Origin of the sequence: Pseudonocardia lacus (assembly GCF_018531445.1) — a bacterium.
GTDB lineage: Bacteria > Actinomycetota > Actinomycetes > Mycobacteriales > Pseudonocardiaceae > Pseudonocardia > Pseudonocardia lacus.
Genome location: NZ_JAHDTH010000123.1, coordinates 1 through 24,837 on the forward strand (window position 1 = coordinate 1; position 24,837 = coordinate 24,837).

At 75.0% G+C, this 24,837-nt stretch carries 29 protein-coding genes; 15 read left to right on the forward strand and 14 right to left on the reverse strand.

All coding sequences use genetic code 11. From position 1 onward, the window contains the following. The 3 genes from KIK08_RS23970 to KIK08_RS41880 form a co-directional block, all read right to left on the reverse strand. The coding region (locus KIK08_RS23970; protein ID WP_214405493.1) for a hypothetical protein at positions 1 to 250 on the reverse strand (250 nt) is incomplete at its 3' end. Positions 251 to 648: 398 nt separating this feature from the next. Further along, positions 649 to 1,848 (reverse strand): RNA polymerase sigma factor, encoded by a 1,200-nt coding sequence (locus KIK08_RS23975; protein ID WP_214405494.1) that lies wholly within the window; start codon positions 1,846 to 1,848, stop codon positions 649 to 651. Next, positions 1,842 to 2,189 carry a YciI family protein gene (locus KIK08_RS41880; protein ID WP_214405495.1) on the reverse strand — a complete coding sequence of 116 codons (348 nt, stop codon included), beginning with the start codon at positions 2,187 to 2,189 and terminating at the stop codon, positions 1,842 to 1,844. Before KIK08_RS41880 ends, KIK08_RS23975 begins: the two co-directional genes overlap by 7 nt. 469 nt (positions 2,190 to 2,658) lie before the next feature. Here KIK08_RS41880 and KIK08_RS23985 point away from each other — a divergent pair, with 469 nt between their 5' ends. Continuing rightward, positions 2,659 to 3,237: a dihydrofolate reductase family protein gene (locus tag KIK08_RS23985; protein WP_214405496.1), complete on the forward strand. Its 579-nt coding sequence runs from the start codon at positions 2,659 to 2,661 to the stop codon at positions 3,235 to 3,237. Here KIK08_RS23985 and KIK08_RS23990 read toward each other — a convergent pair. After that, on the reverse strand, positions 3,219 to 3,929 hold the full coding sequence (locus tag KIK08_RS23990) for a helix-turn-helix domain-containing protein (RefSeq protein ID WP_214405497.1): 711 nt from the start codon (positions 3,927 to 3,929) through the stop codon (positions 3,219 to 3,221). The two genes, KIK08_RS23985 and KIK08_RS23990, sit on opposite strands and share 19 nt — an antisense overlap. A 97-nt stretch (positions 3,930 to 4,026) precedes the next feature. On the opposite strand from KIK08_RS23990, the gene KIK08_RS23995 reads away from it, so the two are divergent. After that, a complete protein-coding gene (locus KIK08_RS23995; protein WP_214405498.1) occupies positions 4,027 to 4,383 on the forward strand; it encodes a YciI family protein in 357 nt (118 codons plus the stop codon). Then, positions 4,383 to 5,621: an RNA polymerase sigma factor gene (locus tag KIK08_RS24000; RefSeq protein ID WP_214405499.1), complete on the forward strand. Its 1,239-nt coding sequence runs from the start codon at positions 4,383 to 4,385 to the stop codon at positions 5,619 to 5,621. Before KIK08_RS23995 ends, KIK08_RS24000 begins: the two co-directional genes overlap by 1 nt. On the opposite strand, the gene KIK08_RS24005 is transcribed toward KIK08_RS24000, so the two are convergent. Both KIK08_RS24005 and KIK08_RS24010 read right to left on the reverse strand, forming a co-directional pair. Continuing rightward, positions 5,614 to 5,763 (reverse strand): hypothetical protein, encoded by a 150-nt coding sequence (locus KIK08_RS24005; RefSeq protein ID WP_214405500.1) that lies wholly within the window; start codon positions 5,761 to 5,763, stop codon positions 5,614 to 5,616. The two genes, KIK08_RS24000 and KIK08_RS24005, sit on opposite strands and share 8 nt — an antisense overlap. Before the next feature lie 29 nt (positions 5,764 to 5,792). Next, complete coding sequence (locus tag KIK08_RS24010; RefSeq protein WP_214405501.1) at positions 5,793 to 6,812, reverse strand: LLM class flavin-dependent oxidoreductase; 1,020 nt, start codon at positions 6,810 to 6,812, stop codon at positions 5,793 to 5,795. 877 nt (positions 6,813 to 7,689) lie between these two features. Between KIK08_RS24010 and KIK08_RS24015 the strand changes: the two genes are divergently transcribed. Beyond that, a complete protein-coding gene (locus tag KIK08_RS24015) occupies positions 7,690 to 9,030 on the forward strand; it encodes an HNH endonuclease (protein ID WP_214405502.1) in 1,341 nt (446 codons plus the stop codon). Positions 9,031 to 9,041: 11 nt separating this feature from the next. Here KIK08_RS24015 and KIK08_RS24020 read toward each other — a convergent pair whose 3' ends face one another. Beyond that, a complete protein-coding gene (locus KIK08_RS24020) occupies positions 9,042 to 9,203 on the reverse strand; it encodes a hypothetical protein (RefSeq protein ID WP_214405503.1) in 162 nt (53 codons plus the stop codon). A gap of 95 nt (positions 9,204 to 9,298) precedes the next feature. On the opposite strand from KIK08_RS24020, the gene KIK08_RS24025 reads away from it, so the two are divergent. The 4 genes from KIK08_RS24025 to KIK08_RS24040 all read left to right on the forward strand — a co-directional run bounded on the left by KIK08_RS24025 (position 9,299) and on the right by KIK08_RS24040 (position 12,010). Beyond that, entirely contained in the window at positions 9,299 to 9,670 is a 372-nt protein-coding gene (locus KIK08_RS24025) for a hypothetical protein (protein WP_214405504.1), read from the forward strand. Positions 9,671 to 9,773: 103 nt separating this feature from the next. Beyond that, positions 9,774 to 10,109, forward strand: a complete 336-nt coding sequence (locus tag KIK08_RS24030) for a YciI family protein (protein WP_214405505.1) — start codon at positions 9,774 to 9,776, stop codon at positions 10,107 to 10,109. Further along, on the forward strand, positions 10,106 to 11,359 hold the full coding sequence (locus tag KIK08_RS24035; RefSeq protein ID WP_214405506.1) for an RNA polymerase sigma factor: 1,254 nt from the start codon (positions 10,106 to 10,108) through the stop codon (positions 11,357 to 11,359). Before KIK08_RS24030 ends, KIK08_RS24035 begins: the two co-directional genes overlap by 4 nt. A gap of 27 nt (positions 11,360 to 11,386) precedes the next feature. Next, positions 11,387 to 12,010: an ABC transporter ATP-binding protein gene (locus tag KIK08_RS24040; protein WP_308257836.1), complete on the forward strand. Its 624-nt coding sequence runs from the start codon at positions 11,387 to 11,389 to the stop codon at positions 12,008 to 12,010. Here KIK08_RS24040 and KIK08_RS24045 read toward each other — a convergent pair. Beyond that, a complete protein-coding gene (locus KIK08_RS24045) occupies positions 11,998 to 13,377 on the reverse strand; it encodes a glycoside hydrolase family 16 protein (protein ID WP_214405507.1) in 1,380 nt (459 codons plus the stop codon). The two genes, KIK08_RS24040 and KIK08_RS24045, sit on opposite strands and share 13 nt — an antisense overlap. A 219-nt stretch (positions 13,378 to 13,596) precedes the next feature. After that, positions 13,597 to 14,673, reverse strand: a complete 1,077-nt coding sequence (locus KIK08_RS24050) for a 3-deoxy-7-phosphoheptulonate synthase (RefSeq protein ID WP_214405508.1) — start codon at positions 14,671 to 14,673, stop codon at positions 13,597 to 13,599. A 322-nt stretch (positions 14,674 to 14,995) separates the two neighbouring features. Between KIK08_RS24050 and KIK08_RS24055 the strand changes: the two genes are divergently transcribed. Continuing rightward, positions 14,996 to 15,220, forward strand: coding sequence for a hypothetical protein (locus tag KIK08_RS24055; RefSeq protein ID WP_214405509.1), 225 nt, complete (start codon positions 14,996 to 14,998; stop codon positions 15,218 to 15,220). A 68-nt stretch (positions 15,221 to 15,288) separates the two neighbouring features. On the opposite strand, the gene ppk2 is transcribed toward KIK08_RS24055, so the two are convergent. Beyond that, the gene (gene ppk2 / locus KIK08_RS24060; protein WP_214405510.1) at positions 15,289 to 16,080 is read right to left on the reverse strand and encodes a polyphosphate kinase 2; all 792 of its coding nucleotides are present in this window, start codon (positions 16,078 to 16,080) and stop codon (positions 15,289 to 15,291) included. A 49-nt stretch (positions 16,081 to 16,129) separates the two neighbouring features. After that, positions 16,130 to 16,462, reverse strand: coding sequence for an ArsR/SmtB family transcription factor (locus KIK08_RS24065; RefSeq protein WP_408004716.1), 333 nt, complete (start codon positions 16,460 to 16,462; stop codon positions 16,130 to 16,132). 78 nt (positions 16,463 to 16,540) lie between these two features. Between KIK08_RS24065 and KIK08_RS24070 the strand changes: the two genes are divergently transcribed. Continuing rightward, complete coding sequence (locus KIK08_RS24070; RefSeq protein WP_308257838.1) at positions 16,541 to 17,710, forward strand: MFS transporter; 1,170 nt, start codon at positions 16,541 to 16,543, stop codon at positions 17,708 to 17,710. A gap of 16 nt (positions 17,711 to 17,726) precedes the next feature. On the opposite strand, the gene KIK08_RS24075 is transcribed toward KIK08_RS24070, so the two are convergent. The 3 genes from KIK08_RS24075 to KIK08_RS24085 all read right to left on the reverse strand — a co-directional run bounded on the left by KIK08_RS24075 (position 17,727) and on the right by KIK08_RS24085 (position 20,185). Then, positions 17,727 to 18,023, reverse strand: coding sequence for a 4a-hydroxytetrahydrobiopterin dehydratase (locus KIK08_RS24075; RefSeq protein WP_214405511.1), 297 nt, complete (start codon positions 18,021 to 18,023; stop codon positions 17,727 to 17,729). A gap of 156 nt (positions 18,024 to 18,179) precedes the next feature. Further along, entirely contained in the window at positions 18,180 to 19,502 is a 1,323-nt protein-coding gene (locus tag KIK08_RS24080; protein ID WP_214405512.1) for a sensor histidine kinase, read from the reverse strand. Further along, entirely contained in the window at positions 19,502 to 20,185 is a 684-nt protein-coding gene (locus KIK08_RS24085; protein ID WP_214405513.1) for a response regulator transcription factor, read from the reverse strand. The genes KIK08_RS24080 and KIK08_RS24085 overlap by 1 nt, the downstream gene beginning before the upstream one ends. Before the next feature lie 94 nt (positions 20,186 to 20,279). Here KIK08_RS24085 and KIK08_RS24090 point away from each other — a divergent pair, with 94 nt between their 5' ends. From KIK08_RS24090 to KIK08_RS24110, 5 genes are all read left to right on the forward strand, one after another. Then, positions 20,280 to 21,392 (forward strand): LolA family protein, encoded by a 1,113-nt coding sequence (locus tag KIK08_RS24090; RefSeq protein WP_214405514.1) that lies wholly within the window; start codon positions 20,280 to 20,282, stop codon positions 21,390 to 21,392. Next, positions 21,389 to 22,438 carry an ABC transporter ATP-binding protein gene (locus KIK08_RS24095; protein ID WP_214405515.1) on the forward strand — a complete coding sequence of 350 codons (1,050 nt, stop codon included), beginning with the start codon at positions 21,389 to 21,391 and terminating at the stop codon, positions 22,436 to 22,438. Before KIK08_RS24090 ends, KIK08_RS24095 begins: the two co-directional genes overlap by 4 nt. A gap of 73 nt (positions 22,439 to 22,511) precedes the next feature. After that, the gene (locus KIK08_RS24100) at positions 22,512 to 23,372 is read left to right on the forward strand and encodes an ABC transporter permease subunit (RefSeq protein WP_214405516.1); all 861 of its coding nucleotides are present in this window, start codon (positions 22,512 to 22,514) and stop codon (positions 23,370 to 23,372) included. Positions 23,373 to 23,398: 26 nt separating this feature from the next. Continuing rightward, the gene (locus tag KIK08_RS41375; protein ID WP_308257839.1) at positions 23,399 to 24,196 is read left to right on the forward strand and encodes a (deoxy)nucleoside triphosphate pyrophosphohydrolase; all 798 of its coding nucleotides are present in this window, start codon (positions 23,399 to 23,401) and stop codon (positions 24,194 to 24,196) included. Between the two features lie 99 nt (positions 24,197 to 24,295). Further along, positions 24,296 to 24,837: type IV toxin-antitoxin system AbiEi family antitoxin (locus tag KIK08_RS24110; protein ID WP_491063187.1), on the forward strand; the 542-nt coding region annotated here is incomplete at its 3' end.

The window sequence follows — 24,837 nt, forward strand, 5'->3', positions numbered from 1 at the left end:
CGTCGCCGGCCACCTCGGTGCCCGCCGCGATCACCGCGTCCGGCCCGGCGCCCTCGGCCCGTGCGGCGCGCATCCGCGCGGACGCACCGGTGGCCGCGGCGCCGACCATCGCGGTGAGCTGCGCCTCGGGCGGGGGCGCGGTCGCCATCCGCAGCGCGCCTTCGAGCGCGACGGCGTCGCCCAGGACGTCCGGCCCGTGCCGGTCCACGACGGCGTCGAGCAGGTCCAGTGCCGCGGCCGAGCCCGTCATCGCGGGTTCCGCCAGTGGGCCCGCAGGACGTCCAGGTCGGCGTACGGGTCGCCGGAGTCCTCGGCTGTCGCCTGGTCGACGACCGAGCCTCGTGCGACCAGCAGCGCGTTCATCGACGGTCTCCCGAGGCCGGCCGGGGTGCGGTGCGGTTGGGCGGGAGCGTCGAGGTGGCTCTCCGCGGTCTGCGACCTACATCGGGTGCGATGGTAGGTGGCCGGGACCGGCCGGTTCGACGGCCAGCCGGCCGAACTGCGCGGGGATGTGCTCCGGTCCATCGTTCTCCTCCGCGGTCGCCCGTGGCGCCCGCCGGCGGGAAGTAGGCCCGGCGCCGCTTCACGGCCGCTGTAGCCACGCCCGGCGGTCGCCACCGGAGCTCACCGCGCCGCTGGGTGACGGTCTCAGCGCGGGTCCGCGTCGGCGGCCAGTTCGGCCGTCAGACGGTCGAGGAAGCGCCGTTCGGCGCCGTCCTCGGTCAGTCGGCTCGCCCGTCGGTAGGCGTCCAGGGCCTCCTCGGTGCGCCCGAGGCGTCGCAGGAGCTCACCCCTGGTCGAGTGCAGGTAGCGGAAGTCGACGAGGCCGAGCCGGTCGACGATGCGCAGGCCGGCCTCCGGCCCCTCGGTCTCGGCGACGGCGATGGCGCGGTTGAGCTCCACGACGGGCGAGCCGGTCAGCTCCGCGAGCCGGCCGTAGAGGACCGCGATCTGCGGCCAGTCGCACGGCACCTCGGCGTGCAGCGACGCGATGGCGGCCTGCACGACGTACGGACCGCGCCCGCCCAGCGCGAGCGCCCGGTCCAGCTCGGCGCGCCCGACGTCGATCTGCGCCGTGTTCCACCGCGACCGGTCCTGGTCGCCGAGCAGCACGAGCTCGCCGTCGCGGAAGCGGGCCTCGCGGCGGGAGTCGTGCAGGACCATCATCGCCAGCAGCCCGCGGACCTCGGCGTCGTCGGGGAGCAGCCCGGTGAGCTCGCGCCCCAGCCACATCGCCTCCGCGGCCAGCTCGTCGCGACCGCCGTAGCCCTCGTTGAAGATCAGGTAGACGACGGCGAGGACGGCGTCGAGGCGCTCGCGCAGCAGGTGGGCCGGGGGCACGCGGAACGGGATCGCCGCCGCCTTGATCTTGCGCTTGGCCCGCACCAGCCGCTGCGCCATCGTGCGCTCCGGCACCAGGAAGGCGCGGGCGATCTCGTCGGTGGTGAGCCCGCCCAGCGTGCGCAGGGTGAGCGCCACCTGCGCCTCGACCGCGAGCGCCGGGTGGCAGCAGGTGAAGATGAGCTCGAGGCGCTCGTCGCGGAACGCCGTGTCGGTCGGCATCGCGTCCACCGGGGCCTCCGCGCGGTCGTCGGCGAGGAGCAGGGCGTACTTCGCCGTGAGGACCCGGTCGCGGCGGATGCGGTCGGTGGCCCGGTTGCGCGCCGTCGTGATCAGCCAGGCGCGCGGGTTGCTCGGGGCGCCCTCGCGGGGCCACCGGTCGGCGGCCGCCGCGAACGCCTCCTGGGCGGTCTCCTCGGCGAGGTCGAAATCGCCGAGGAGACCGATCAGAGTGGCCAGGACGCGGCCCCACTCCTCGCGGAAGACCTGTTCGAGAGTGGTTACCAATAGACCTCCGAAGGCCGGATCTCGACGGCGCCACCGTAGCGGGCCGCCGGGACGCGGGAGGCCACCTCGATGGCCGCGTCGAGGTCGTCGGCCTCCAGGATGAACAGCCCGCCAACGGCCTCCTTCATCCCGACGAACGGGCCGTCGGTGGTCAGGGTCTTCCCGCCCTCGACCCGCACGGTGGTCGCGGTCTCCGGCAGGCCCATCGGCAGGCCGGGGGTGACCCCCGGCGTCTCGTTGATCGCGTGGTAGTCCTGCCAGACCTGCTTCTTCTCCTCCTCGGGCAGCTCCGCCTGCCGCTGCAGCGCGTCGCCCTGGAAGATCAGCATCACGTACTTCACGGTGTCCTCCTCCATGGTTCCCGTTCAGTGGCTGTAAGACGAACGGGGGGACACGGGATCGACACCTCGGAACAAGATTCTTCCGGCCCCGGCCCCGGCCCCGGCCCCGGTCGCGTCAGGTCAGGGCCTCGAACGGCGCGACCGGCACGACGCCCTCCGCCGTGGCGGCGAGCGCCGGGGCGAGCGTGACGAGGGCGTCGGCCTGGAGCCGGGTGACTCAGGGTCGGGCCCAGCAGCTGGTGCCCGTCGGCGACCGCGGCGCGGTCGGCGACCAACCGCAGGGCGACCGCCGGAGTGATCACGTACCTGGTCATGGGCTCGTCTCCCCGTCGGCTGCCGGCAGGATGGCGGAGCCCCCGACGGTCCGTGTCGGTTCTGTGCAAGACCCGGCCGGCGTCGGGCCCCTAGCGTCGCGGCCGATGACGTCGACGGCCGCGCGGCCGTCGGGACCCGAAGGGACGACCGCAAGATGCGAGAGATCGTGTACACCGCCTTCACCTCGCTCGACGGCGTGGTGGACTCACCCGGCGGCGGGCCGGGCGAGGAGCACCGCAGCGCCGGGTGGGTGTTCAAGGACGTCGAGTTCCTGCCCGAGGCCTACGAGCTCAAGGGCGAGGAGCTCGCCGAGACGTCCGCGCTGATGTTCGGCCGGCGCAGCTACGAGGCGTTCGCGACCACATGGCCCCGGTCCGAGGACCACGTCGCCTACAAGGACCTGCCGAAGTACGTGGTCTCCTCGACGCTGTCGGAGGACGCCCTGGTCGACGGCTGGGGCGAGACCACGATCCTGCGCTCCACCGCCGACGTCTCGGCGCTCAGGGACGGCGACGGCGGTGCGGTCTTCATCCACGGCAGCGCCGAGCTCGCGCGGAGGCTGGCCGCCGCCGGCCTGGTCGACCGCTACAACCTGCTGGTCTTCCCGGTGCTGCTCGGGGCGGGCAAGAGCCTGTTCAGCGACGCCGACCACGACAAGCGCGTGCTGCGGCTGCGGGAGTCGAAGAGCTACCCGAACGGCGTCGTGAAGCTCTGCTATGACGTGACCGGCTGAGCCGGGTCCAGCGCGAGGGCGCCGCCGGTCCCCTCGCGCAGCTGCGTGGCCGTGCGCCCGATGAAGCGGCGCAGGGCCCGCGCCAGGTGCGGCTGGTCGAAGTAGCCCAGCGCGTCGACGACGTCGGCGACCCCCTTGCCGGCAGCCAGCATGTCGGCCGCCTCCCGCGCCCGCTCGATCTGGCGGACGGCGCCCCGGGTGAGGCCCGTCGCCGCGCGGAACCGCCGTTCGAGGGTGCGGTCGGACACCTCGGGCCGGCCACCGCGCAGCACCTCGCCGACGAGCGGGTCGCGGACGACCACGCCCGCCCGGACGAGGCGCTCGACCAGCGCCTCGGCGTCGTCCGGGCCCGGTGTCTCCCAGCGCGAGCCGGCGAGCCGGAACGACCTGCGCGTCGTGCCCGGCAGGTCGACGCCGCCGTCGACGAGGGAGGCGATCGGCATCCCCCGCAGCGAGGTGCCGACCGCGAAGTCGATGCCGACGAACGTCGCGTCCTCGGGGACCGGTGCGGTGCCGGTCGCGGTCTCCGGACCGGTCACCCCCGCCCACGACCGTCCGTCGCGCTGGGTGAAGACCAGCCCGCACCACGGCGTGGCCACCGAAGTCATCTCGCCGACCCCGCTGCTGGTGCACGTCCACACGGACCGGACCAGCGGCTGGTCCGACCGGCGCGTGCTGAACCGCAGTCCCATGCGCCCAGTCTCCAACGAGCATCGGACCGGTGTCCGATCCGGTCGCGCCCGATCGTCAGGATGATGACGCGACGACCGACACCGGAGGGTTTCCGCCATGGCGCGCTACATGTTCCTGATGTACGACTCGGAGGAGTTCTGGGACACCGCCGACGAGCAGGCGGTCGCCGAGGTGATGGGCCTGCACGAGGAGTTCATGGCCGCGGTCCGCGCCGCGGGCGCGAGCATCCTGGGCAGCGAGGCGCTGGAGCGGTCGTCGACCGCCAGCACCGTCCGCCGCGGCGAGGGCGGCGCGCTGGTCACCGACGGCCCCTTCGCCGACACCAAGGAGGCACTCGGCGGCTTCTACGTCATCGACGCGCCCGACCTCGACGTGGCGCTGCGCCTGGCGAAGGTCTGCCCGGCCGGGAACATCGAGGTGCGGCCGGTCATGGAGACGCCGGACGGCGGCTGATGGCGCCGTCCGACGAGGTGTTCCGGGCGGCGTGGCCCGTGGTGGTCGCGTCCACGGCCCGCCTCACCGGCGACCTCGACCTGGCCGAGGATTGCACCCAGGAGGCCGTCGAGCGGGCCCTGCGGTCCTGGCCGGCGGGCGCGCCGGACAACCCCGCGGGCTGGCTGACGACGACCGCGCACCGGATCGCCCTCGATCGGCTGCGCCGCGAGGCAACCCTGCGGCGCAAGCTCCCGCTGCTGGTGGAGCCGGCCGGGGGCGGGGACGAGCCGGAGCCGACCGACCCGCTGCGGCTCGCCTTCACCTGCTGCCACCCCGCGCTGGCCCTGGAATCGCAGGTCGCGCTCACCCTGCGCCTGGTGTGCGGGGTGGACGTCCCGGCGATCGCCGCCGTGCTGCTGGCGGGGGAGGCGGGCGTCGCCCGGCGCATCACCCGCGCCAAGCAGAAGATCGCGGCGGCGCGGATCCCGTTCCGCGTCCCGCCCGACGACGAGCTGGCGCAGCGGCTGGACGCCGTCCTCACCGTGGTGCACCTCGTGCACACCGCCGGGCACCGCGGGTCGCGCACCGACCTGCGCGACACCGAGCTGATCGGGCGCGCCACGGAGCTCGCCCGCATGCTGGTCCGGCTGCTGCCCGACGAGCCGGAGCCGCGCGCGCTCCTCGGGCTCGTCCTGCTCACCGAGGCCCGCGGCCCGGCCCGCACCGACTCCGCCGGCGACCTGGTGCTGCTCGCCGACCAGGACCGCTCCCGCTGGGACCGCGCGCTGATCAGGAAGGGGCTGGCTCTGACGACGGCGGCACTGCGGCACCCGCGTCGCGGGCGCTTCGCGCTGCAGGCCGGGGTGGCCGGGCTGCACGCGACGGCCCCCTCCTGGGCGGAGACCGACTGGCCGCAGGTCGTCACGACCTACGACGCCCTCCTGCGGGTCTGGCCGTCGCCCGTCGTCGCGCTCAACCGGGCGGCCGCGCGGAGCCGGCTGCCGGGCACCGACCTGACCGCGGTCCTGCGCGAGATCGACGACCTGGCCCCTGCCCTCCCCGACTACCCCTACCTCCCGGCCGCCCGGGCGGACGTCCTGGCCCGGCTCGGCCGGTCGGCGGAGGCCGCCACGGCCTACCAGCTGGCCCTGGACCTCACCGCGAACCCGGTGGAGCGGCGGTTCCTGGCGCGGCGGCACGCCGAGCTGGCGCGCGCCCCTGACGGGCGAGCGGTGCCGGTTCCGCGCGTCAGGTGAGTGCTCTACCTACGTCGCGCACCAGCCAGGGCCCGGCCGCGGTGGGGCGCTGCCAGTCGGCGGACGGGAGGTCGCGGAGCAGGTCGAGCAGCGTGGCGCGATCCCGCGCCAGCAACCGGCGGAGGTCACTGCGCGTGTCCATTCCGCCGATGGAACCACCGCCGCCCGGGGTCAGCGCCAGCCCAGCTCCGGGGCGAGGTGGGTGATCACGCTCTCCACGACGTGGGCGTTGTACTCGACGCCCAGCTGGTTGGGCACGGTGAGCAGCAGCGTGTCCGCGGCGGCGATGGCCTCGTCCTCGGCCAGCTCGGCGACCAGCTTGTCCGGCTCGCCGGCGTAGGTCTTGCCGAAGCGGGCGCTCCCGCCGTCGAGGAACCCGACCTGGTCGGTGCTGCCACGCTGCTGCCAGAACAGCTGCTTGTCCAGGTCGTTGACGATCGGGAAGATGCTGCGGCTGACCGACACGCCCGGTTCGCGGTCGTGCCCGGCGGCCTTCCACGCGTCCCGGAACCGCTGGATCTGCTCGGCCTGCAGCTGGTGGAACGGCACGCCGGTGTCCTCGGTGAGCAGGGTCGAGCTCATCAGGTTCATGCCCTGCTCGGCCGTCCACTCCGCGGTGGCCCGGTTGCCGGCGCCCCACCAGATCCGCTCGCGCAGCCCCGGTGAGTGCGGCTCGACCCGCAGCAGGCCCGGCGGGTTCGGGAACATCGGGCGCGGGTTGGGCTGCGCGAACCCCTCGCCCTTGAGCACCTCGAGGAACACCTTGGTGTGCTCGCGGGCCATGTCGGCGTCGCTCATGCCCTCCGGCGGCACGTGGCCGAAGTAGCGGTAGCCGTCGATCACCTGCTCGGGCGATCCCCGGCTGATCCCCAGCTGCAGCCGGCCGCCGGAGATGAGGTCGGCGGCCCCGGCGTCCTCGGCCATGTACAGCGGGTTCTCGTAGCGCATGTCGATCACGGCGGTGCCCAGCTCGATCCGGCTGGTCCGCGCCGCGGCCGCGGCCAGCAGCGGGAACGGGGAGGCGAGCTGCTGCGCGAAGTGGTGCACGCGGTAGTACGCGCCGTCGGCGCCCACCTCCTCGGCCGCCACCGCCAGCTCGATCGACTGCAGCAGGGCGTCCGCCCCCGACCGCACCATCGAGTGCTGCGACGCCGACCAGTGGCCGAAGGACAGGAAGCCAATCTTCTTCACGTCTCAACTAACTCGGTCGGGGGTGGTCGGCATTCCCCGAGAACGGGCTGCCGGGGCGGCCTCGGTCGGCGCGTGCACGGCGGTTCGCAGAGGCGGTGGCGTCTGCGCAGCGTCAGGTGGGTTGTCGCAGCCCGCCGGCGGGCTGCAAGTACACGTCCAGGGCTGCGAGGTGCGCCCAAGGGCCGCCGGGCGGTCGCTCGCCGGGGCCCGGGGGGACGCGCAACGACGTGAAGTTGGGAGCTGAACGGGCATCCTGGCCGGTCGACCACGGGTCGGCGCGCCGAGTTGATCTCCGGTTCGGCCCCCGGTGCCGGCCCGGGACAGGCCCGTGGCCGGCCGGCGTTGTGCACACGGTGGCTCGCAGAGGTGGTGGCGGCCGCGCAGCGTCGGGTGGGTTGTCGCAGCCCGCCGGCGGGTTGCGAGACCACGTCCAGGGCTGCGAGGTGTACCCAGGACCCCCGGGTCCGGGGGCGTGCCGAGTGGGTGGTGACGCGCGTCCCGCGAGCCTCGACCAGTGCTGCCGCGCCGCTTCCGCTCCTCGGCGCCGGCGCGCCTGTGGTGCGGGTCGGCTTGCCATCGAATACCCACCCCGACCAAGCACACGGTCGATTCACCACTCCAATCCGTGAGGAAATAGAGTTGGCATCAACACGATAGCAGCACGGTCCGACAATTCCACTCCGGCCGACCGGAAGTAGCCATTTCCGCGCTACTCCTGATACCATCGAACCTGTGTTCGAAACCGCTGTCGTCGATCCGCCCGCGCTCGCCGAGCGCGGGTGGATCGGCGCGATCGACGCATTGCGGGAACAGGGCGAGTCGCTTCTTCCGCTGTCGGAAATGCCCACCGGGGGGGTGGCTGGGTGTCGAGTTGGACATGGCCACCCCGCACCCGAAGAGCCTGGATGATGCCGGGTTGGTTGAGGCGATCATCGGGTTCGACCGGCTGACCTCCTGGGCGCAGGCCCGGCAGGCCGAACTGTTGGCCGAGTTCGCGCGTCGCCGGCCCGCCGAGAGCGCGGAAGCCGCCCAATCTGATACTGCAACCGTGTTGAGCCGGTATGCGGCCGATGAGATCGGGGTGGTGTTGCGGTTGTCGCGGGGGACCGCGGCGGTGCGGTTGATGCAGGCCCAACGTCTCGACGACGAATTGGCGGGGACGCGGGAGGCGTGGCGGGACGGGCTCCTGGATGCCAGGAAAGTCCGGGCCGTTCTGGATGCCACCGTGAACCTTGATCCCGTGGTGTCGACCGCGGTGCAGGACCGGGTGTTGGCCCGCGCGGCGGAGCAGACCGCGGGGCAGTTGCGGGCGGCGTTGGGGCGGGCGGTGATCGCCGCTGATCCGGCGGGTGCGGCGGTGCGGCAGGAGAGGGCGCGCGCCGATCGGCGGGTGGCGGTCAACCCGGAGCCGGAGGGGATGGCGTCGTTGTGGGCGCTGCTGCCGGCCCCGGATGCGGTGTCGGCCTTCGAGTGGTTGACCCGGCTGGCCCGGGGGATGGGCGCGGGGGACCCGCGCGGCATGGATGCCCGGCGGGCGGATCTGCTCACCGCGTTGCTGACCGGGCGGCTGACGGTGGCCGGGCCCGACGGGGCGGACGCGGGTCAGGTCCCGATGCCCGGGCCGGTGAGTCCGGGTAAGCCGTTGGTGCAGGTCGTGGTTTCGTTGGACACCCTCACCGGTGCCGCCGAGCAGCCGGGTGAGCTGGTCGGGTACGGGCCGATCCCGGCCCCGTTGGCCCGAACGATCGCCGCGGACGGGGTGTGGAAACGGTTGGTCACCGACCCGCTATCGGGGGCGTTGCTCGACCACGGCCGAACCACCTACCGGCCGCCCGCGGCGTTGGCGGATTTCGTGCGGGCCCGGGATGTGCACTGTCGCCATCCCATCTGTCGGCGCCGGGCGATCGATTCGGAGTTGGATCACACCGTGGCCTTCGCCGGCGACGGTGGCACCACCGCGGCGTCGAACCTGTATGGGGTGTGTGTGCATCACCATCACCTCAAGCACGACGCCCCGGGCTGGTCGGTGCGACAGGACCCGGATGGGCGGATCACCTGGACCACGCCGACCGGGCGGTCCTATTCCAGTGATCCGCACGACTACCGCATCGAAGACGGACCCGACCTCACCGCCCACGTCGTGGCCGAGGTCGAGCGGCGGCGGGCCCGACCACCGGACCGGCCGCCGCCGGTCGCGGACACCGGGCCACCGTTCTGACCGGCCCTACGTCACTGGTCCTCGTCCGGTCCCGCATTGTTGCGCGGCATCGCGCTCGCGGCCTGCGGCTCCTCCGGCGGCTCGGGGTCGTCCCCGGCGCCGGTGACCGTGGCGTCGCGCACGGTGCTCTCGATGAAGCCCTCGTCGTCCTGGTCCCGTCGCTGTTCTCCCATGGTGCGGGGGTGCTCGGGATCGGCGCGTCCAAACGTCCTCGGGAGGGGGCGCTGTCGTCGGGGCGGCTGTCGGTGGGTGCCGCCACGATCGGGGCATGCTGCGTGGACGGATCCTGCTGGAGAGCCTGCGGGTGGGTGCGGACGTGACGGTGCCCGACGTGCGGGTCACCCGCTTCGGGCGACATGACGTGTCTGGCTCGACGGTCGCGACCCAGCCCGACGTGTGGAGCTTCCTCGACTTCGAGGCCCCGGACGGGCGGGCGGACGAATTGGCGGAGGCGCTCGCGGCCGCCTTGCTGCCCGACGACGGCTGGTACGCCGACTTCCGGTCCGACGACGAGCACGTCGTCGTGTTCGCCGGGCGGGCGTTCCGCTACCGCAAGGGCGACGCGGCCGGCCGGGAGGAGGCCGTCGCGTACGGGCGCTCGGTGGGGACGCCGGAGCACCAGCTCGACTGGGGCGACTGAGAGAGTTTCGGAGGAATTTCCGGGGACGTGTCGATCCGGCGGGGGCCCGGTTGTCGTAGGGGTGGAGGTGCCCGTCCGGGCGCCCGCGACCGAGGAGGAACCGATGCGCTACATGCTGCTGATCTGCGCGACCGACGGTGAGGACACCGGCCCCGACGACGGCACCGGCCTGACCATCGAGCAGTGGGTCGAGGAGTACGACCGGCGCGGCATCCGGCTGGAGGGCGAGCGGTTCGCCGAGCCGTCCGACGCCACCACCGTCCGGGTGCGCGGCGGCGAGGTACTGCTCACCGACGGCCCGTTCGCCGACACCAAGGAGCGGATCGCCGGCTACGACCTGCTGGAGTGCGCCGACCTCGACGAGGCCATCGAGGTGGCCTCCCGGCACCCGATGGCCCGGGAGGGGATGGTGGAGGTGCGGCCGTTCTGGACGGGATGAGCGGCGGTTCCGCGGCGGCGGCCGTCGTCACGGTGTTCCAGCAGGAGTGGGGCCGGATCGTGGCCACGCTCATCCGGACCACCGGCGACTGGGACCTCGCCGAGGAATGCGCCCAGGACGCCGTCGCGCGGGCCGTGATCCGCTGGCCGCGCGACGGCGTGCCGCGCAACCCCGGCGCCTGGCTCACCACGACCGCCCGCAACCTGGCCCGCAACCGGCTGCGCAGGGCGGGCATCGAGGCGGGGAAGCTGCGCGAGCTGGCCGCGCTGCCCGACCCGGAGGCGCCGGTCGACGAGGTCGCCGACAGCGGCATCGAGGACGACCGGCTCCGGCTGATGTTCACCTGCTGCCACCCGGCACTGCCGCTGGAGGGGCGGGTGGCGCTGACGCTGCGCACGCTGGCCGGGCTGAGCACCGCCGAGATCGCCCGGGCGTTCCTGGTGCCGGAGGCGACGATGGCGCAGCGGCTGGTGCGGGCCAAGAAGAAGATCCGGGCGGCCGGCATCCCGTACCGGGTGCCGCCGGCGCACCTGCTGCCCGAGCGGCTCGGCGGGGTCCTCGGCGTGGTGTACCTGCTGTTCAACGAGGGGTACGCGGCCGCGACCGGACCGCAGGCGATCCGCGGCGACCTGTGCGCGGAGGCCGTGCGGCTCGCCCGCACGCTGGCCCGGTTGATGCCCACCGCGCCGGAGGCGCTCGGGCTGGCGGCCCTGCTGCTCCTGCAGGACTCGCGCCGCGCGGCGCGCACCGACGCCGTCGGCGAGCTGGTGCCGCTCGACGAGCAGGACCGCAGCCGCTGGGACACCGAGATGATCGAGGAGGGCACGGCCCTGCTCGACGCCGCCCTGCTCCGCCGGGCGCCGGGTCCCTACCAGGTCCAGGCGGCGATAGCGGCCTGCCACGCCACCGCCCCCGGCCCGGACGAGACCGACTGGGTGCAGATCTCCGCCCTGTACGCACGGCTGGCGCGGATGGTCCCGTCGCCGGTGGTGCGGCTCAACCGCGCCGCCGCGGTGGCCATGGCCGAAGGGCCCGCGGTGGCGCTGGAGCTGGTCCGCGAGCTGGACGGCTCCGGGGAGCTGGCCGGCTACCCGCTGCTCGCCGCCACCCGCGCCGACCTGCTCAGCAGGCTGGGCCGCACGACCGAGGCCGCGGAGGCCTACCGCGTCGCGATCGACCAGGCGGGCACCGACGCCGAGCGCAGGCTGCTGGCCCGGCGGCTCACCGAGCTGGCGGCCGAGGGCGGGTGAGCCCCGACCGTCGGTAGCGTCGGGCCGGTGGACGGGGTGTCGGTGGTGGGCGTCGGGGTGCGGTTCGACGACTGGCTGTTCCGCGGGATCGACCTGGAGGTCCGGCCCGGGGAGTGCGCGGCGGTCGTCGGCACCAACGGCACCGGCAAGTCGACCCTGCTGCGCTGCCTGTCCGGCGAGCAGCCGGTCACCGAGGGCGTGGTGCTGGTCGACGGGGCGCCGCCGGACGAGCGGGCCGCGGCGTTCCGGCGCGCGGTGTCGGTGCTGGTCGACGAGCCGGACGACGTCGGCGAGCGCACCGCCCGCCAGTACGCCGACCTGCTCGCCGGCACGCACGGCATCGACCGCGACCCCGGCGCGCTGCTCGACGCCGCCGGGCTCGCCGAGCGCGCCGACGTCCCGGTCGACGCGCTGTCGGCGGGGCAGCGCCGCAGGCTGCTGCTGGTCGGGGCCACCGCCCGCCCGCACACGGTGCTGCTGGTCGACGAGCCGGAGCGGGCCCTGGACGCCGCCGGACGGCGCTGGGCGGCCGAGCTGCTGACCGCGGCGCGGTCCCGGGCGGCGGTCGTGCTGACCAGCCACGACCGGACCCTGGCCGACGCGGTGGCCGACCGGGTCCTGGAGCTGCCGGACCCGGCTCAGACGTTGTAGATCCGCACCCAGGCCACGTTCATCCGCGACTCCAGCGTCGGCGTCGTGCCGTTCGGGAACCAGTCCAGCTGGATGGTCTGGTGCATCGCCCGCGGCGGCAGGTGCGTCGGGTTGGTGTCGGAGAAGAACTGCACGCCGTCGACGAAGCCCTTGATGTGCGTCGGCGTCCACTCGACCGCGTAGTTGTGCCACTGGGTCAGGTCCAGCACCTTCGACGCGTGCGTGGTCTTGTTCTGCGCGCCGTAGTGCAGGAAGAAGTCGATGTCGGACGCGGCGGCGTTGGTCTCGGCGTAGTCGACCTCGCCGCCGATCGGCCAGTCCTCGGCGTCCGGCCACAGGATCAGCACGGGGTGGTAGCGGTTGTCGCCGCGCGGGATCTGCATCCGCGCCTCCCACCGCCCGTACATGCGGCCGTCGCGCATCGACATGCCGCCGGTGGTGCCCACGGAGTTGCCGGTGATCGTCAGCACGCCGTTGTTCACGGTGATCTGCGAGGGCCGGCGCAGGCCCTTCCCGTTGTGGCCGGGGCTGTTGTAGAGGCCCCACTTGGCGGTGTCGACGGCGGTCCCGTCGAACTCGTCGCCGTCGACGCGTGGGCCCCAGCCCCGCAGGGTCGCCGCCTGGGTGCCGTCACCCGGGCCCGTCGGGGGTGCCGTCGTGGTCGTCGGGGGGAGGGTGGTCGTCGGCGGGAGCGTGGTGGTGGGCGGGACGGTGGTGGTCGGGGGGACGGTCGTGGTGGGCGGGACCGTCGTCGGGGGCACGGTCGTCGGGGGCACGGTGGTGGTCGGGGGGACCGTCGTGGTCGGCGGCACGGTCGTCGTGGTGACCGGCGGGGCGGCGGTCGTCGTGTAGGTGCAGGCCGTCGCCTTGAGCCAGGTGCCGAACTGCGGGGTCGCGGTCAGCGTGACGACGGCCCGGGTGGCGCCGGTGGGCGCCGTCCCCGAGACCGAGGCGCGGACCCACGAGGTCTGCGTGCTCGTCACGGGCGTGCCCTCGGCCCCGGAGATCCGGCTGCCGGCCGCGGTGAACCACGCCACGCCCGCCCGCGCGCTGCCCCCGGCCTGGACGTCCGCCGCGAAGGTGCGCTGCTCACCCGCGCTGACCTGCTGCGCGGGCAGTGTCACGACCACGGACGGGGCCTGGGCCAGCACCCAGAACGCGTACTGCGCCGACGGGTGGAAGGTCGCGGCGTTGCGCATGGTCATGCCGCCGGTGCCGCTCCAGCCGGTGGTGTTCACCGCGAGGACGGGGTTGGCACACGTGTTGGCGGTGCCGGTCTGGGCCGGGACCGGCGCGGCGACGGCCGGGCCCGCGGTGAGCGTCACGGCGGCCAGCGCCGCGACGGCGACCACCAGTGGTCTGAACATGTCCGGGACCGTCCTCGGGGAGCTGGATGCCGATCCGGTACGTGATCGGTCGCTCACCTTTCGTGCCCGATGTCCGGTCGTTACCGCCGCGCCGGGGCGTCGCGGCCGCATTCGCTCGAACCGGTGACGGCCGCGACCGCCCGGCGCCACGCCCGGGTGATGACCCGGTCCTGGGCGGGCGGCACGCGCCGGAACGTGCCACCCGCCGCGGGAACGGGCTCAGCGGCGGGCGTCGACCGCGGCGGCCAGCTCGTCGAGCAGCCCGGCGGTGGTGTCCCAGCTCATGCAGGCGTCGGTCACGCTCTGCCCGTAGGTCAGCTCGCCGGCCAGGTCCTGGCGACCGGCGGCCAGGAAGCTCTCCATCATCAGCCCGACCACCCCCGACTCGCCGGCGGCGATCCGCCCGGCCAGCTCGCGCACGACACCGGCCTGGCGGACGTGGTCCTTGCCGCTGTTGCCGTGGCTGGCGTCGACGAGCACCCGTCCCGGCAGGCCCGCGGCGCGCAGCCGGTCCAGGGCGGCGGCCACGGAGTCCGCGTCGTGGTTCGGGCCCGTGGACGAGCCGCGCAGGATCACGTGGCAGTCGGGGTTGCCGGCGGTGGTGATCAGGGCGGCCAGCCCGTCGGGGTTGATGCCCATGAACACGTGCCCGGCCGCGGCGGCGCCGACGCCGTCCACGGCGACCTGCACGTCGCCGTCGGTGCCGTTCTTGATCCCGACCGGCATGGACAGCGCGCTGCACAGCTGGCGGTGCACCTGGCTGGCCGCGGTGCGCGCGCCGATGGCGCCCCAGCTCACCACGTCGGCCAGGTACTGCGGGGTGATCGGGTCGAGGAACTCGCAGCCCACCGGCAGCCCCAGCGCGCTGACCTCCAGCAGCAGCCGGCGCGCGGTGCGCAGCCCGGTGTTGACGTCGAACGTGCCGTCCAGGCCCGGGTCGTTAATCAGACCCTTCCAGCCCACCGTCGAGCGCGGCTTCTCGAAGTAGGTGCGCATGACGATCCGCAGCTGCCCGGACCGGCGCTCGGCCTGCGCGGCCAGCCGGTGCGCGTAGTCCATCGCGGCGGCCGGGTCGTGGATCGAGCACGGCCCGACGACGACGAGCAGCCGGTCGTCGCGGCCGTCGAGGATGTCGACGACGTCGGCCCGCGCACGCACCACCGTGTCGGCGACGACGTCGTCGACGGGGAGGTCGTGGCGCAGCAGCGCGGGGGAGATCAGCGGGCTGATCCGGGTGGTGCGGTGCTCGTCCAGCGCCGGGGCGGCGGTGGCGGGCAGGGACGGGATGACGGGCATGTCGGGCTTCCTGTTCGGACGAGCCCGGCCCGCGCGTCCGCCCGAGCCGGCTCGTTCTCCGGCTCGGGGGTGGGGTGTCAGCGCGGCACTACGCCGGCCGACCCGTTCCGGGCCGGTCGCGTAAACCAGTACAGGCGCTGCACGGCGCCGACACTAGCAGTCCCGATGAGCAGGCGTTCGCGACGGCCGTGTACCGCAAAGTGATGAATGCGGGACCGAGGGTGATACGAAACCCGGCCCATCGGCGAGATCACGTGTGTCCGGCCTCCCCGACCGGGCACACCCCCCACGCCTCCCCGATCGACCTCACAGGAGTACCCCGATGAGCACCCGCACCGCGGTCGCCGCTGCCCGTTGCCGCTGTGGTCACGACGTCGACGCGCACGAGCACTTCCGCGCCGGCCGCGACTGCAGCACGTGCGGCCCGGAGGTCTGCCGGCGCTACTCGGGGCGCCACACGCCCGGCCTGCCGGCCGTACTGCGGCTGCCGACCCAGTCCGGGGTCGTGTCGCGGCTGACCCGGTACGGGCTCCGCGGGCGCTGCTGAGCCCGCCGGTGGCGCCGTGGGACCGACACCTCGTCCGGGGTCCGGTCCCACGATGTCGTTCCCGGGCCCTACAGCAGGCTGGCCGCGTGGTCGGGGACCGCGTGGAACTGCTCCCGCGGCGGACGCTGGTAGCCGCGCAGCGGCGGGCGCGGCGGGATCGACAGCTCGCGCGGCGGCACCGGTTCCCACGGCACGGTGGACAGCAGGTGGGCGATCGTGTTGATCCGGGCCCGCCGCTTGTCCTCGGACTCCACCACGAACCACGGTGAGGTCCGGGTGTCGGTGTGGGCGAACATCTCGTCCTTGGCCCGCGAGTAGTCCTCCCAGCGGGTGATCGACTCCAGGTCCATGGGCGAGAGCTTCCACTGCTTCATCGGGTCGTTCATCCGGTCGCGGAAGCGCCGCTCCTGCTCGGCGTCGCTGACCGAGAACCAGTACTTGCGCAGCAGGACGCCGTCCTCGATCAGCAGGTCCTCGAACACCGGGCACTGGCGCAGGAAGCGGTCGTACTCGGCGGGCGTGCAGAAGCCCATGACCCGCTCGACGCCGGCCCGGTTGTACCAGGAGCGGTCGAGCAGGACGATCTCGCCGGGCGCCGGCAGGTGCGCGACGTAGCGCTGGAAGTACCACTGGCCGCGCTCGCGCTCGGTGGGCGCGGGCAGCGCCACGATGCGGCAGATCCTGGGGTTGAGGTACTCCGAGATGCGCTGGATCGCCCCGCCCTTGCCGGCCGCGTCGCGGCCCTCGAAGACCACGACGAGCCGGGTGCCGCTGGTCCGGATCCACTCCTGCATCTGCACCAGCTCGCCCTGCAGGCGCAGGAGTTCCTTCTCGTACGGCTTGCGCGGCAGCTTCTCCATCCGGGCATCGTCGGTGATGCGCCCGGGCCGGGCCAGTGGGAGTGCCGGATCAGTGGGCCGCGCCGAGGACGCCGTCGAGCAGGCCGGGGTAGAGGGCGTCGAGGTCGTCGCGGCGCAGCGAGGCGATCCGCCGGGTGCCCTCCGTGCGCATGGTGATGACACCGGCCTCGCGCAGGATCCGCAGGTGGTGGGTGCGGGTGGACTTGGTGACCGGCAGCGGGACCGCCCCGCAGGCGATGCCGACGGCCGGGCCGGCGGCCAGCGCCCGCACGAGCAGCAGCCGGACCGGGTCGCCGAGGGCCTGCAGCACCTGCTCGACGCGGATCTCCGCGCGCGACGGCTGCGGCAGCAGGGTCTGCTCGGCGGCGGGCACGCCGTCAATAGTACGACAGGTATCGAAGTTCGACGAACGTCGTAGTACGGTCACCATCGAACTTTGAAGCCTCCGAAGGGTCGTCCCGTGCACCTGCGCACCTCCCTGCTGGCCGCCGGCGCGTTCGCCGTCGGGACCAGCGCCTACGTCATCTCCGGCGTGCTGCCGGCGGTGAGCGCCGAACTCGGGGTCTCGCTGACCGCCGCGGGCCAACTCGTCACCGCGTTCGCCCTGGCCGTCGCGGTCGGCGCCCCCGTGCTGGCCACGCTGGCCGGGCGCTGGGACCGCCGGACCCTGCTGCTGGTCGCGCTGCTCACCGCGGCCGCCGGCAACGCGATCGCCGCGCTGGCCACCACCTACCCCGCGCTGATCGCCGGGCGCGTGGTGACCGCGCTCGGCGCCGCCGCCTACACGCCCGCCGCCACCCTGTTCGCCACCGCCCTGCGCCCACCGGAGGAACGCGCCCGCGCCGTGGCCGTCGTGTTCAGCGGGCTGACGATCGCGCTGGCGCTCGGCGTGCCGATCGGCACCCTGCTCGGCGACACCGTCGGGTACCGGTGGGCGTTCGCGCTGGTCGCAGTCGTCTCGCTGGTCGTGGCCGCCGTGCTCGTGCGGGTGCTGCCGCGGATGGCGCCACCCCCGGCCGTATCGCTGCGGGAGCGCTTCGCGGTGGCCGCCGACCGGCGGGTGCTCACCATGATCGCGGTCACCGTGCTCGGCGTGCTGGCCACGATGAGCGTCTACATCTACATCGTGCCGCTGCTGGCCGCGACCGCCGGGCTCAGCGGGGCGGTCGTGGGCGCGCTCCTGCTCGTCTACGGCGTCGGCGCGATCGTCGGCAACGCCGTCGGCGGCCGGGCCGCCGACCGGTTCGGCCCGCTGCCCGCCCTGTTCGGGGTGCTCGCCGGGTTCGTCGTCATGATCGCGACGCTGCCGCTGACCGCGACCACGGTCGCCGGCGCCGCCGTCGCGCTGTTCATCTGGAGCGCGTTCACCTGGTCGTTCAACCCGCCCGTGCAGTCGATGCTGCTGGACCTGGCCCCGAGCGGGCTGGTGCTCGCGCTGAACGCCTCGGCGATCTACTTCGGGATGGCGCTGGCCGGGGTGCTGGGCGGCGTCGTCGTCGACACCGTCGGCGTGCTGGCGCTGCCGGTGTTCGGGTCCGCGCTGGCGGTCGCCGTGGTCGGGCTGCTGCTCACCGTGCGCACCCGCCCCGCGGCGCCCGTCGCGCAGCCGGTCGGCGCGACCGCCGACTGAACCGACATCCGCGGCCTCACCCGCCGGCGGCGCTGACCTCGTCCTCGATGGCCCTCGCCAGCTCGACGTCCAGCTTCGTCAGCCCGCCCGCGGAGTGCGTCGAGCAGCGGAACGTCAGGGTCCGCCAGCGTATGTCGATGTCGGGGTGGTGGTCGCGCTCCTCGGCGAGCGCACCCACCCGGCCGACCACCTCGATCGCCACCGGGAACGAGGAAAGCTGCGCGGTGCGCACGATGGCGTCGCCGTCGCGCTCCCAGTGCGGCAGGTCGGCGAGGGCGGCGGAGACGGCGTCGTCGTCGAGCAGATCGGCCATGCCGGGCATCCTGCCCGGCCGGGCGCTGCTCCGCTCGCCCCCGGTCAGGAAGCCACCTTCGGGGCGTCTCGCCGGCGGGCGACGCCGCACGAGCGCGGCTCTCGTCCAACCTGGTCGCACGAGCGCGCCTCTCGTCCAACCCGAGTGGGGGGTGGGTTAGGTGGGCCAGCGGACCTCGAAGCGGGCGCCGCCGGTGTCGCGGGCGCCGACGGTCACGGTGCCGCCGCGGCCCTGCACCAGTGCCGCCACCAGCGGCAGGCCCAGCCCGGCGCCGCCGCCGGCCTCCGGGTTGAGCCGCAGGAAGCGGTCGAAGATCCGCTGCCGGTCGGCCTCCGGGATGCCCGGGCCGTCGTCCTCGACGACGAGCCGGACGGTGGTCCGCCCGGCCGGCAGCACCGCGACGCGGACGAGCGAGTCGGCGTGGCGCATGGCGTTGCGGACCAGGTTGTCCAGCACGGTCGCCACCTCCGACGGCGTGGCCGCGACGGCGGCCGGGGTCGGCGCGACCAGTTCGAGCGCGGGGCCGTCGGTGGTCGCGGCGGTGGCGCGGGCGATGGCCTCCGCGGCCGCGGCGACCAGGTCGACCGGCTGGGCCGGCGGGCGACGTCCGGCGTCCGCGCGGGCCAGCGCGAGCAGGTCGGACAGCAGCGTCGACAGCCGGGCCGCCTCCTCGGCCACCGAGCGCAGCGTCTCCTCGGCCAGGTCGGGGTCGGGGTGGGCGACGGCGACCTCGGCCTGCGCCCGGATCGCGGCCACCGGTGAGCGCAGCTCGTGCGCGGCGTCGCCGGTGAACCGCTCCAACCGGGCGACGGCGTCGTCGCGGCGGGCCAGCAGCAGGTTGAACTCCTCGGCCAGCGCCCGCAGCTCGTCGAACGGCGCCGGCACCGGCAGCCGCTCGCCCGGTGGCAGGGCGGCGGCCGAGAGCCGCATCCGGTCGACCGGGCGCAGCGCGGCCCGGGTGGCCGCCCACGCGGCCAGCGTGACGACCCCGGCCAGCACCAGCCCGGCCAGCACCAGCCCGACCGCCGCGTGCGCGAGCAGCGTCGTGGCCCCGACCAGGTCGCCGACGACCACCACGAGCCGGGTCGAGCCGTCCGGGACGACGACCGAGACCGCCAGCCAGCGCCGCACGTCCGGGTAGCGGCCGACGATCAGCGCGTTGCCCGCGGCCAGCGCCCGGACCTGCTCGGGGTGCAGCGGCAGCGCCGGCCCGCCGTCGACCGGGACGCCCTCGGTGTCGACGATCCGCGTCTGCGGGCCGCGGGCCCGCTCCGGCGCGGCGCCGGCCACCAGCTGCGACGCCGCCGCGTCGGCCTGCTCGCGCAGCTCGCTGTCGGCCGCGCTGACCAGGCCGTTGGTCAGCAGGCCCACGCCGAGCCTGCTCAGCGCGAGCAGCGCCAGCAGCGCGACGAGCCCGACCACCAGCGTGATCCGCAGCCGCAGGGTGCGCCCGCCCCACCAGCGGCGGAACCGCCCCATCACGGGGACGCGACGATGTAGCCGTAGCCGCGCACGGTCTTGAGCACGTGCCCGGCGCCGACGGCGTCGAGCTTGCGGCGCACGTAGCCGACGTAGACCTCCACGACGTTGCGGCTCACCGCCTGCTCGTCGCCCCAGACCAGGCGCAGCAGCTCGTCCTTGGCCACGGCGGTGTCCGGCCGGCTGGCCAGCGCGTGCAGCAGCGCGAACTCGCGCGGCGAGAGCTCGATCGAGTCGCCGTCCCAGCTGACCGCCCTGGCCACCGGGTCGACGATCAGCGGACCCAGCCGCACCCGCTGCCCGGTGCGTCCCAGCGCGGCGTCGCGGCGGCGCAGCATCGCCTTGAGCTGCGCGACCAGCACGACGAACGCGAACGGCTTGACGAGGTAGCCGTCGGCGCCGAGGTCGAGGCCGTCGGCCTGGTCGAACTCGCCGTCCTTCGCCGACAGCAGCAGCACCGGCGTGTCGACCCCGGCCGCGCGCAGCTGTTCGAGCACCCGGTAGCCGGACAGCCCCGGCAGGATGATGTCCAGCACGATGGCGTCGAACCCGCCGGTGAGCGCGGCGTCCAGCGCGGAGCGCCCGTCGCCGACCGCGACGATCTCCATGCCCTCGGCGGTCAGGCCGCGGGCCACCGCCGTCCGGATGCCCGGTTCGTCGTCGACCACCAGTACGCGTGCCATCGCTGCGGGACGCTACCCACCCCGCCGACCCCGCACCTCAGGGCTCTCTCAGCACCTCAGAACGCTCTCAGCGGCGATGGGTCAAGCTGAACCCATGACAGCGCAGGGCAGTACTTCCGGACGGGGCACGATCGGGCGTCGCGCCGCGGCGGGCGTCGCGGTGGCCGGCGCGGTGGGGTTGGGCCTGCTGGCCCTGCCCGGCGGGGCGGGCGCCGCCCCCGAGCTGCCCCCGGTGACCGCGGACGAGCTGGTGGCCTCGGTGCTGACCGCCGACGTCGGCGCGTTCGGCGGCACCGTCGAGCTGGACAACGCGCTCGGGCTGCCCGCGCTGCCCGGCATGCCGCAGGCCGCCGCCGGCGACAGCTCCGCCCGCGTCTGGTCCGACGGCGAGGGCCGGGGCCGCGTGCAGCTGCCGACCGACTCCGGCGAGCGCACCCTCGTCTCCGACGGCGAGACGTTCTGGGCGTGGAACTCCGAGGACCAGACCGTGCACACGGCACCGGCGGACAAGGGCCCGGCCGAGCGGGAGTCGGCCGTGGCCGACCCGACCGCCGCGGCCACCGAGGCCCTGGACGTGCTGCGCGCCAGCAGCGAGGTCCGCGTCGACGGCACCGCCGAGGTCGCCGGGCGCCCCGCCTACGAGCTGGTGCTCACCCCGGCCGCCACCGAGCGCACGCTGCTGCGCGAGGTCCGCCTGGCCGTCGACGCCGAGCACCGGGTGCCGCTGCGGCTCACCGTGCTGGCCAACGGCTCCACCGAGCCGGCGCTTCAGCTGGGCTTCACCGACCTGGAGTTCGGCCCGCAGGACCCGGAGCTGTTCACCTTCACCCCGCCGCCCGGGGCCACCGTCGAGCCGGCCCCCGAGGACGCCGGTCGGCCCGGCGGTCCGCACGGTGGCCCGCTCGGCGGCAAGCCCGAGGGGCTGCCCGACGGCGTCGAGCCGACGATCGTCGGCGACGGGTGGGACACGGTCGCCGTCATCTCCGGCGGCGACCTGGGCGGCGCGCTGGACGACCCGCGCCGCGAGGGCGCGCCGGAGGGCCGGCCCGACATCGACCTCTCCGCACTGGGCACGCCGGTGAGCGGGCCGTGGGGCAGCGGGACGCTGATCAGCACCGCCGTCGCCAGCGCGATCATCACCGACGACGGCCGGGTGGCCGCGGGCGCCGTGCCCGAGCAGGTGCTCACCGAGGCACTGGGGCAGTGACGAGCACCGAGAAGACGAGCACCGAGAAGACGACCGAGAAGACGACCGAGAAGACGGGCACCGAAGAGACGGGCACCGACCGGCGCACCACCTCGTCCGACGACCCCGCCACCGCCGCCCCGGCCGCGGAGGCGGGGTTCGCCGCCCGCGCGATCGGGCTGCGCAAAGTGTTCGGCGCGACCGTCGCCGTCGACGGCGTCGACCTCGACGTCCCGACCGGGTCGGTGCTCGGCATGCTCGGCCCCAACGGCTCGGGCAAGACCACCCTCATCCGCATGCTGCTGGGGCTCACCCGTCCCACCGCCGGGCGCGCCGAGCTGCTCGGCCACGACGTCGACGCCGCCGCGAGCGCCGCCCTGCCGCACGTCGGCGCCCTGGTCGAGGGGCCCGGGTTCCACCCGTTCCTGTCCGGGCGGGCCAACCTGAGCCGGGTGGCGGCCGCCGAGCCGCTGCTGGGCCGGCAGCCGCTCGGCCCGGTCGTCGACGCCGCGCTGGAGCGCGTCGGGCTCTCCGCCGCGGCCGACCGCCGCTACCGCGGCTACTCGCTCGGCATGAAGCAGCGCCTCGGCCTGGCCGCCGCGCTGCTGCTGCCGCGCCGGCTGGTCGTGCTCGACGAGCCCACCAACGGCCTCGACCCCGCCGGCACCCGCGACGTGCGGCGCGTCATCGGCGAGCTGCACGCCGGCGGCGCCACCGTGATCGTCTCCTCGCACCTGCTGGCCGAGGTCGAGGCCACCTGCACGCACGTGGCCGTGCTGCAGTCCGGCTCGCTGCTGGCCGCCGGGGAGCTGCGCACCCTGCTCGACACCGGCGGCTCCGGGCTCGTCGTCAGCACGCCGGACGTGGAGCTCGCCCTGCGCACCCTGCGCGAGGTGGGGGTCACCGCGTACCGCACCGAGGACGGCGTCGCCGCCTCCGACGACGGCCCGCCCGCCCCGGAGGTCATCGCCCTGCTGGTGCGCGCGGGCGTCGCGGTGCACGAGGCCCGCCGCAACCGCACCAACCTGGACGAGCTGTTCGCCCGGCTCACCGAGGAGACCCCGTGACCGCCGCGTGGCGCGAGGCCCGCCGCACCGACCCGGACGCCCCGTCGGCCCGGCTCATCGAGGAGGAGGCCCAGTGACCACCGCCGTGCTCCCGGCCGCGGCGCCCCGCTCGGCCCCGCTCGCCCGCCTGCTCGGCTCGGAGCTGACCTGGGTGCTGCGCAGGCCGCGCACGCTGGTGATGCTCGGCGTGCTGGCGCTGATCCCGATCGTGATCGCCATCGGCGTCACGGTGGTCGCCGACGAGTTCGCCGATCGCCGCGGCGGTCCCGGCCTGATCGGCGCGGTCGCCGGCAACGGGCTCGTCCTGCCGGTCGCCTCGATCACCCTGGCCCTGGCCCTGCTGCTGCCGATGGCGGTCACCACGGCCGCCGCCGACGCCATCGCGGGCGAGGCCGCCAGCGGCACCCTGCGCGGGCTGCTGCTGGCCCCGGTCGGCCGACTGCGGCTGGTGGTGATGAAGGCCTTCGGCGTGCTGGTCGTGGCCACGCTCGCGGTGCTGGTCATCGCCGTGGTGGGGGTGCTCGCCGCGCTGGTCGTGGTCGGCGCCGCCGACGGGCAGCTCGTCACGCTGTCCGGCACCACGATCGGCTTGGCCGAGGCCATGGGCCGGTTGGCGGTCGTCGTGGTGTGGACGGTGGGGCAGCTGGCCGCGGTGGGCGCCATCGCGCTGGCGCTGAGCTCCCTGACCGAGCACCCGATGGTCGTGCTGGCCGCGGTGCTCGGTGGGCTGATCGTGTTCGGCGTGCTGACCGCCGTCCCGGCGCTCGACTGGCTGCAGCCCTACCTGCTCACCAGCGGCTGGACGGCCGGTGCCGACGTGCTGCGCGATCCGATGCCGTGGGGCGGGTTGATCGAGAGCTCGCTGCGGGCGCTCTGCTACACGGCGGTGGGCGCCGGCCTGGCGACCCACCGGATGCTGCGCCGCGACGCCTGACCGCCGGGCCTGCGACCATCGCTGCCGTGGTGTGGGTGGACGCGGGAGCGCGGACGGTGGCCGGGCTGCTGCGCGACGCCGTGCTGCTCGACGCCGCGCTGCGCGCGGCGGGGCACCGGCTGTGGCGCCGGCCGACGCGCTGGTTGGTGCCCGGCGACGTGCTGACGATCGGAGTCCGGGTCCTGCCCGGGCTGCGCCTCCCGGTTGCGGTCGAGGTGTGCGCGGCGGGGCCGGAGGAGGTGTCCGCCGTGGTGCGCTCCCGGCCGTGGCGGGGGGCGCGCTGGTCGGGCCGGCTCGTCCCGACCGGCACCGGCACCGCGATCCGCGACGAGTGCGGCGCGGGTCCGCTCACCCGGCTCCTCCTGCGCGGGCTGCGGACCGCCCGGGCGGAGCTGCTGGTCGAGGCCGCCGCCGCGGTCGCGACCGGCGCGGTCGTGGTGGCCACCGCCCTCGTCCGCGACCGCACGGTGCTCGCCGCCCGGCGCACCCGCCCGCCCGCGCTCGCCGGGCGCTGGGAGCTGGCCGGCGGACGGGTGGAGGCGGGGGAGAGCGAGGGCGACGCGGTCGTGCGGGAGTGCCGGGAGGAGCTCGGGTGCGCCGTCGCGCCGACCGGCCGGGTGGGCACCGACCTGCTCATCGACGCCGGGGTGCTGCGCGTGCACGCCGCGGTCCTCGTCGACGGGTCGGAGCCGACCGCACTGGAGCACTCGGCGCTGCGCTGGGTGGGGCCCGACGAGCTGGAAGCCGTCGACTGGGTCGACGCCGACCGCGCCGTCCTGCCCGACCTCCGCGCCCTCCTCGCCGCCACTCCCGCGGCACCCTGACCCACCGGGCCGTTCGCGATCGCGACGGATCGGGGCCGTTCGTTCCCCATCGCACACGGGAGGGGAACCGTTCGCGCCCCGCCGCCGTCAGTGCCGGTCATGGACCGAGACGCCGCCCCGCCCGCCGCCCCCGCTCTCAGCTCCCTGCTCGACCTCCAGGCCGGGGTGCTCACCCGCGAGCAGGCCGTGGCCGCGGGCTTCACCCCGGCCGCCGTCGACGACCGGCTGCGGCTGCGCCGCTGGCAGCCGCTGCACCCCCGCGTCTACCTCGTGCGCGGCCCGATGGGGCCGGAGGCGGCGATGTGGGCGGCCCTGTTGTGGGCCGGGCCGACGGCCGTGCTGTCCGGGCTCTCGGCGGCGTGGCTGCACGGCCTGCTGGCGGAGCCGCCCGACGTCGTGACGGTCACGGTGGCGGCCGCCGGGCGGCGGCCGCGGGTCGGGGTCGGCGTGCGGGTGCGGGAGCTGGGTCCGGCCGACCTCACCCGGGTGCGGGGGCTGCCCGTCAGCGGCCTCCCGCTGACCGCGCTCGACGCGGCCGTCGCGCTGGGCCCGGCCGGAGCCGAACTTCTCGACGGCGTGTTGCGCGGGCACGTCCGGTTCCCGGCCCTGCGCGCCGCCCACCGGCGGATGCGCGGCACGCC

Excerpts from the sequence above, each read along its gene's own strand:
- KIK08_RS24020 (WP_214405503.1), bottom strand. The coding sequence starts at position 9,203 with ATGGGAGAACAGCGACGGGACCAGGACGACGAGGGCTTCATCGAGAGC.
- ppk2 (WP_214405510.1), bottom strand. The coding sequence starts at position 16,080 with ATGGAGAAGCTGCCGCGCAAGCCGTACGAGAAGGAACTCCTGCGCCTG.
- KIK08_RS24030 (WP_214405505.1), top strand. The coding sequence starts at position 9,774 with ATGCGCTACATGCTGCTGATCTGCGCGACCGACGGTGAGGACACCGGC.
- KIK08_RS24050 (WP_214405508.1), bottom strand. The coding sequence starts at position 14,673 with ATGCCCGTCATCCCGTCCCTGCCCGCCACCGCCGCCCCGGCGCTGGAC.
- KIK08_RS23990 (WP_214405497.1), bottom strand. The coding sequence starts at position 3,929 with ATGGGACTGCGGTTCAGCACGCGCCGGTCGGACCAGCCGCTGGTCCGG.
- KIK08_RS24000 (WP_214405499.1), top strand. The coding sequence starts at position 4,383 with ATGGCGCCGTCCGACGAGGTGTTCCGGGCGGCGTGGCCCGTGGTGGTC.
- KIK08_RS24005 (WP_214405500.1), bottom strand. The coding sequence starts at position 5,763 with ATGGACACGCGCAGTGACCTCCGCCGGTTGCTGGCGCGGGATCGCGCC.
- KIK08_RS24025 (WP_214405504.1), top strand. The coding sequence starts at position 9,299 with ATGCTGCGTGGACGGATCCTGCTGGAGAGCCTGCGGGTGGGTGCGGAC.
- KIK08_RS24035 (WP_214405506.1), top strand. The coding sequence starts at position 10,106 with ATGAGCGGCGGTTCCGCGGCGGCGGCCGTCGTCACGGTGTTCCAGCAG.
- KIK08_RS24075 (WP_214405511.1), bottom strand. The coding sequence starts at position 18,023 with ATGGCCGATCTGCTCGACGACGACGCCGTCTCCGCCGCCCTCGCCGAC.
- KIK08_RS24015 (WP_214405502.1), top strand. The coding sequence starts at position 7,690 with ATGGCCACCCCGCACCCGAAGAGCCTGGATGATGCCGGGTTGGTTGAG.
- KIK08_RS24090 (WP_214405514.1), top strand. The coding sequence starts at position 20,280 with ATGACAGCGCAGGGCAGTACTTCCGGACGGGGCACGATCGGGCGTCGC.
- KIK08_RS23995 (WP_214405498.1), top strand. The coding sequence starts at position 4,027 with ATGGCGCGCTACATGTTCCTGATGTACGACTCGGAGGAGTTCTGGGAC.
- KIK08_RS24080 (WP_214405512.1), bottom strand. The coding sequence starts at position 19,502 with ATGGGGCGGTTCCGCCGCTGGTGGGGCGGGCGCACCCTGCGGCTGCGG.
- KIK08_RS24055 (WP_214405509.1), top strand. The coding sequence starts at position 14,996 with ATGAGCACCCGCACCGCGGTCGCCGCTGCCCGTTGCCGCTGTGGTCAC.
- KIK08_RS24085 (WP_214405513.1), bottom strand. The coding sequence starts at position 20,185 with ATGGCACGCGTACTGGTGGTCGACGACGAACCGGGCATCCGGACGGCG.
- KIK08_RS24045 (WP_214405507.1), bottom strand. The coding sequence starts at position 13,377 with ATGTTCAGACCACTGGTGGTCGCCGTCGCGGCGCTGGCCGCCGTGACG.
- KIK08_RS23985 (WP_214405496.1), top strand. The coding sequence starts at position 2,659 with ATGCGAGAGATCGTGTACACCGCCTTCACCTCGCTCGACGGCGTGGTG.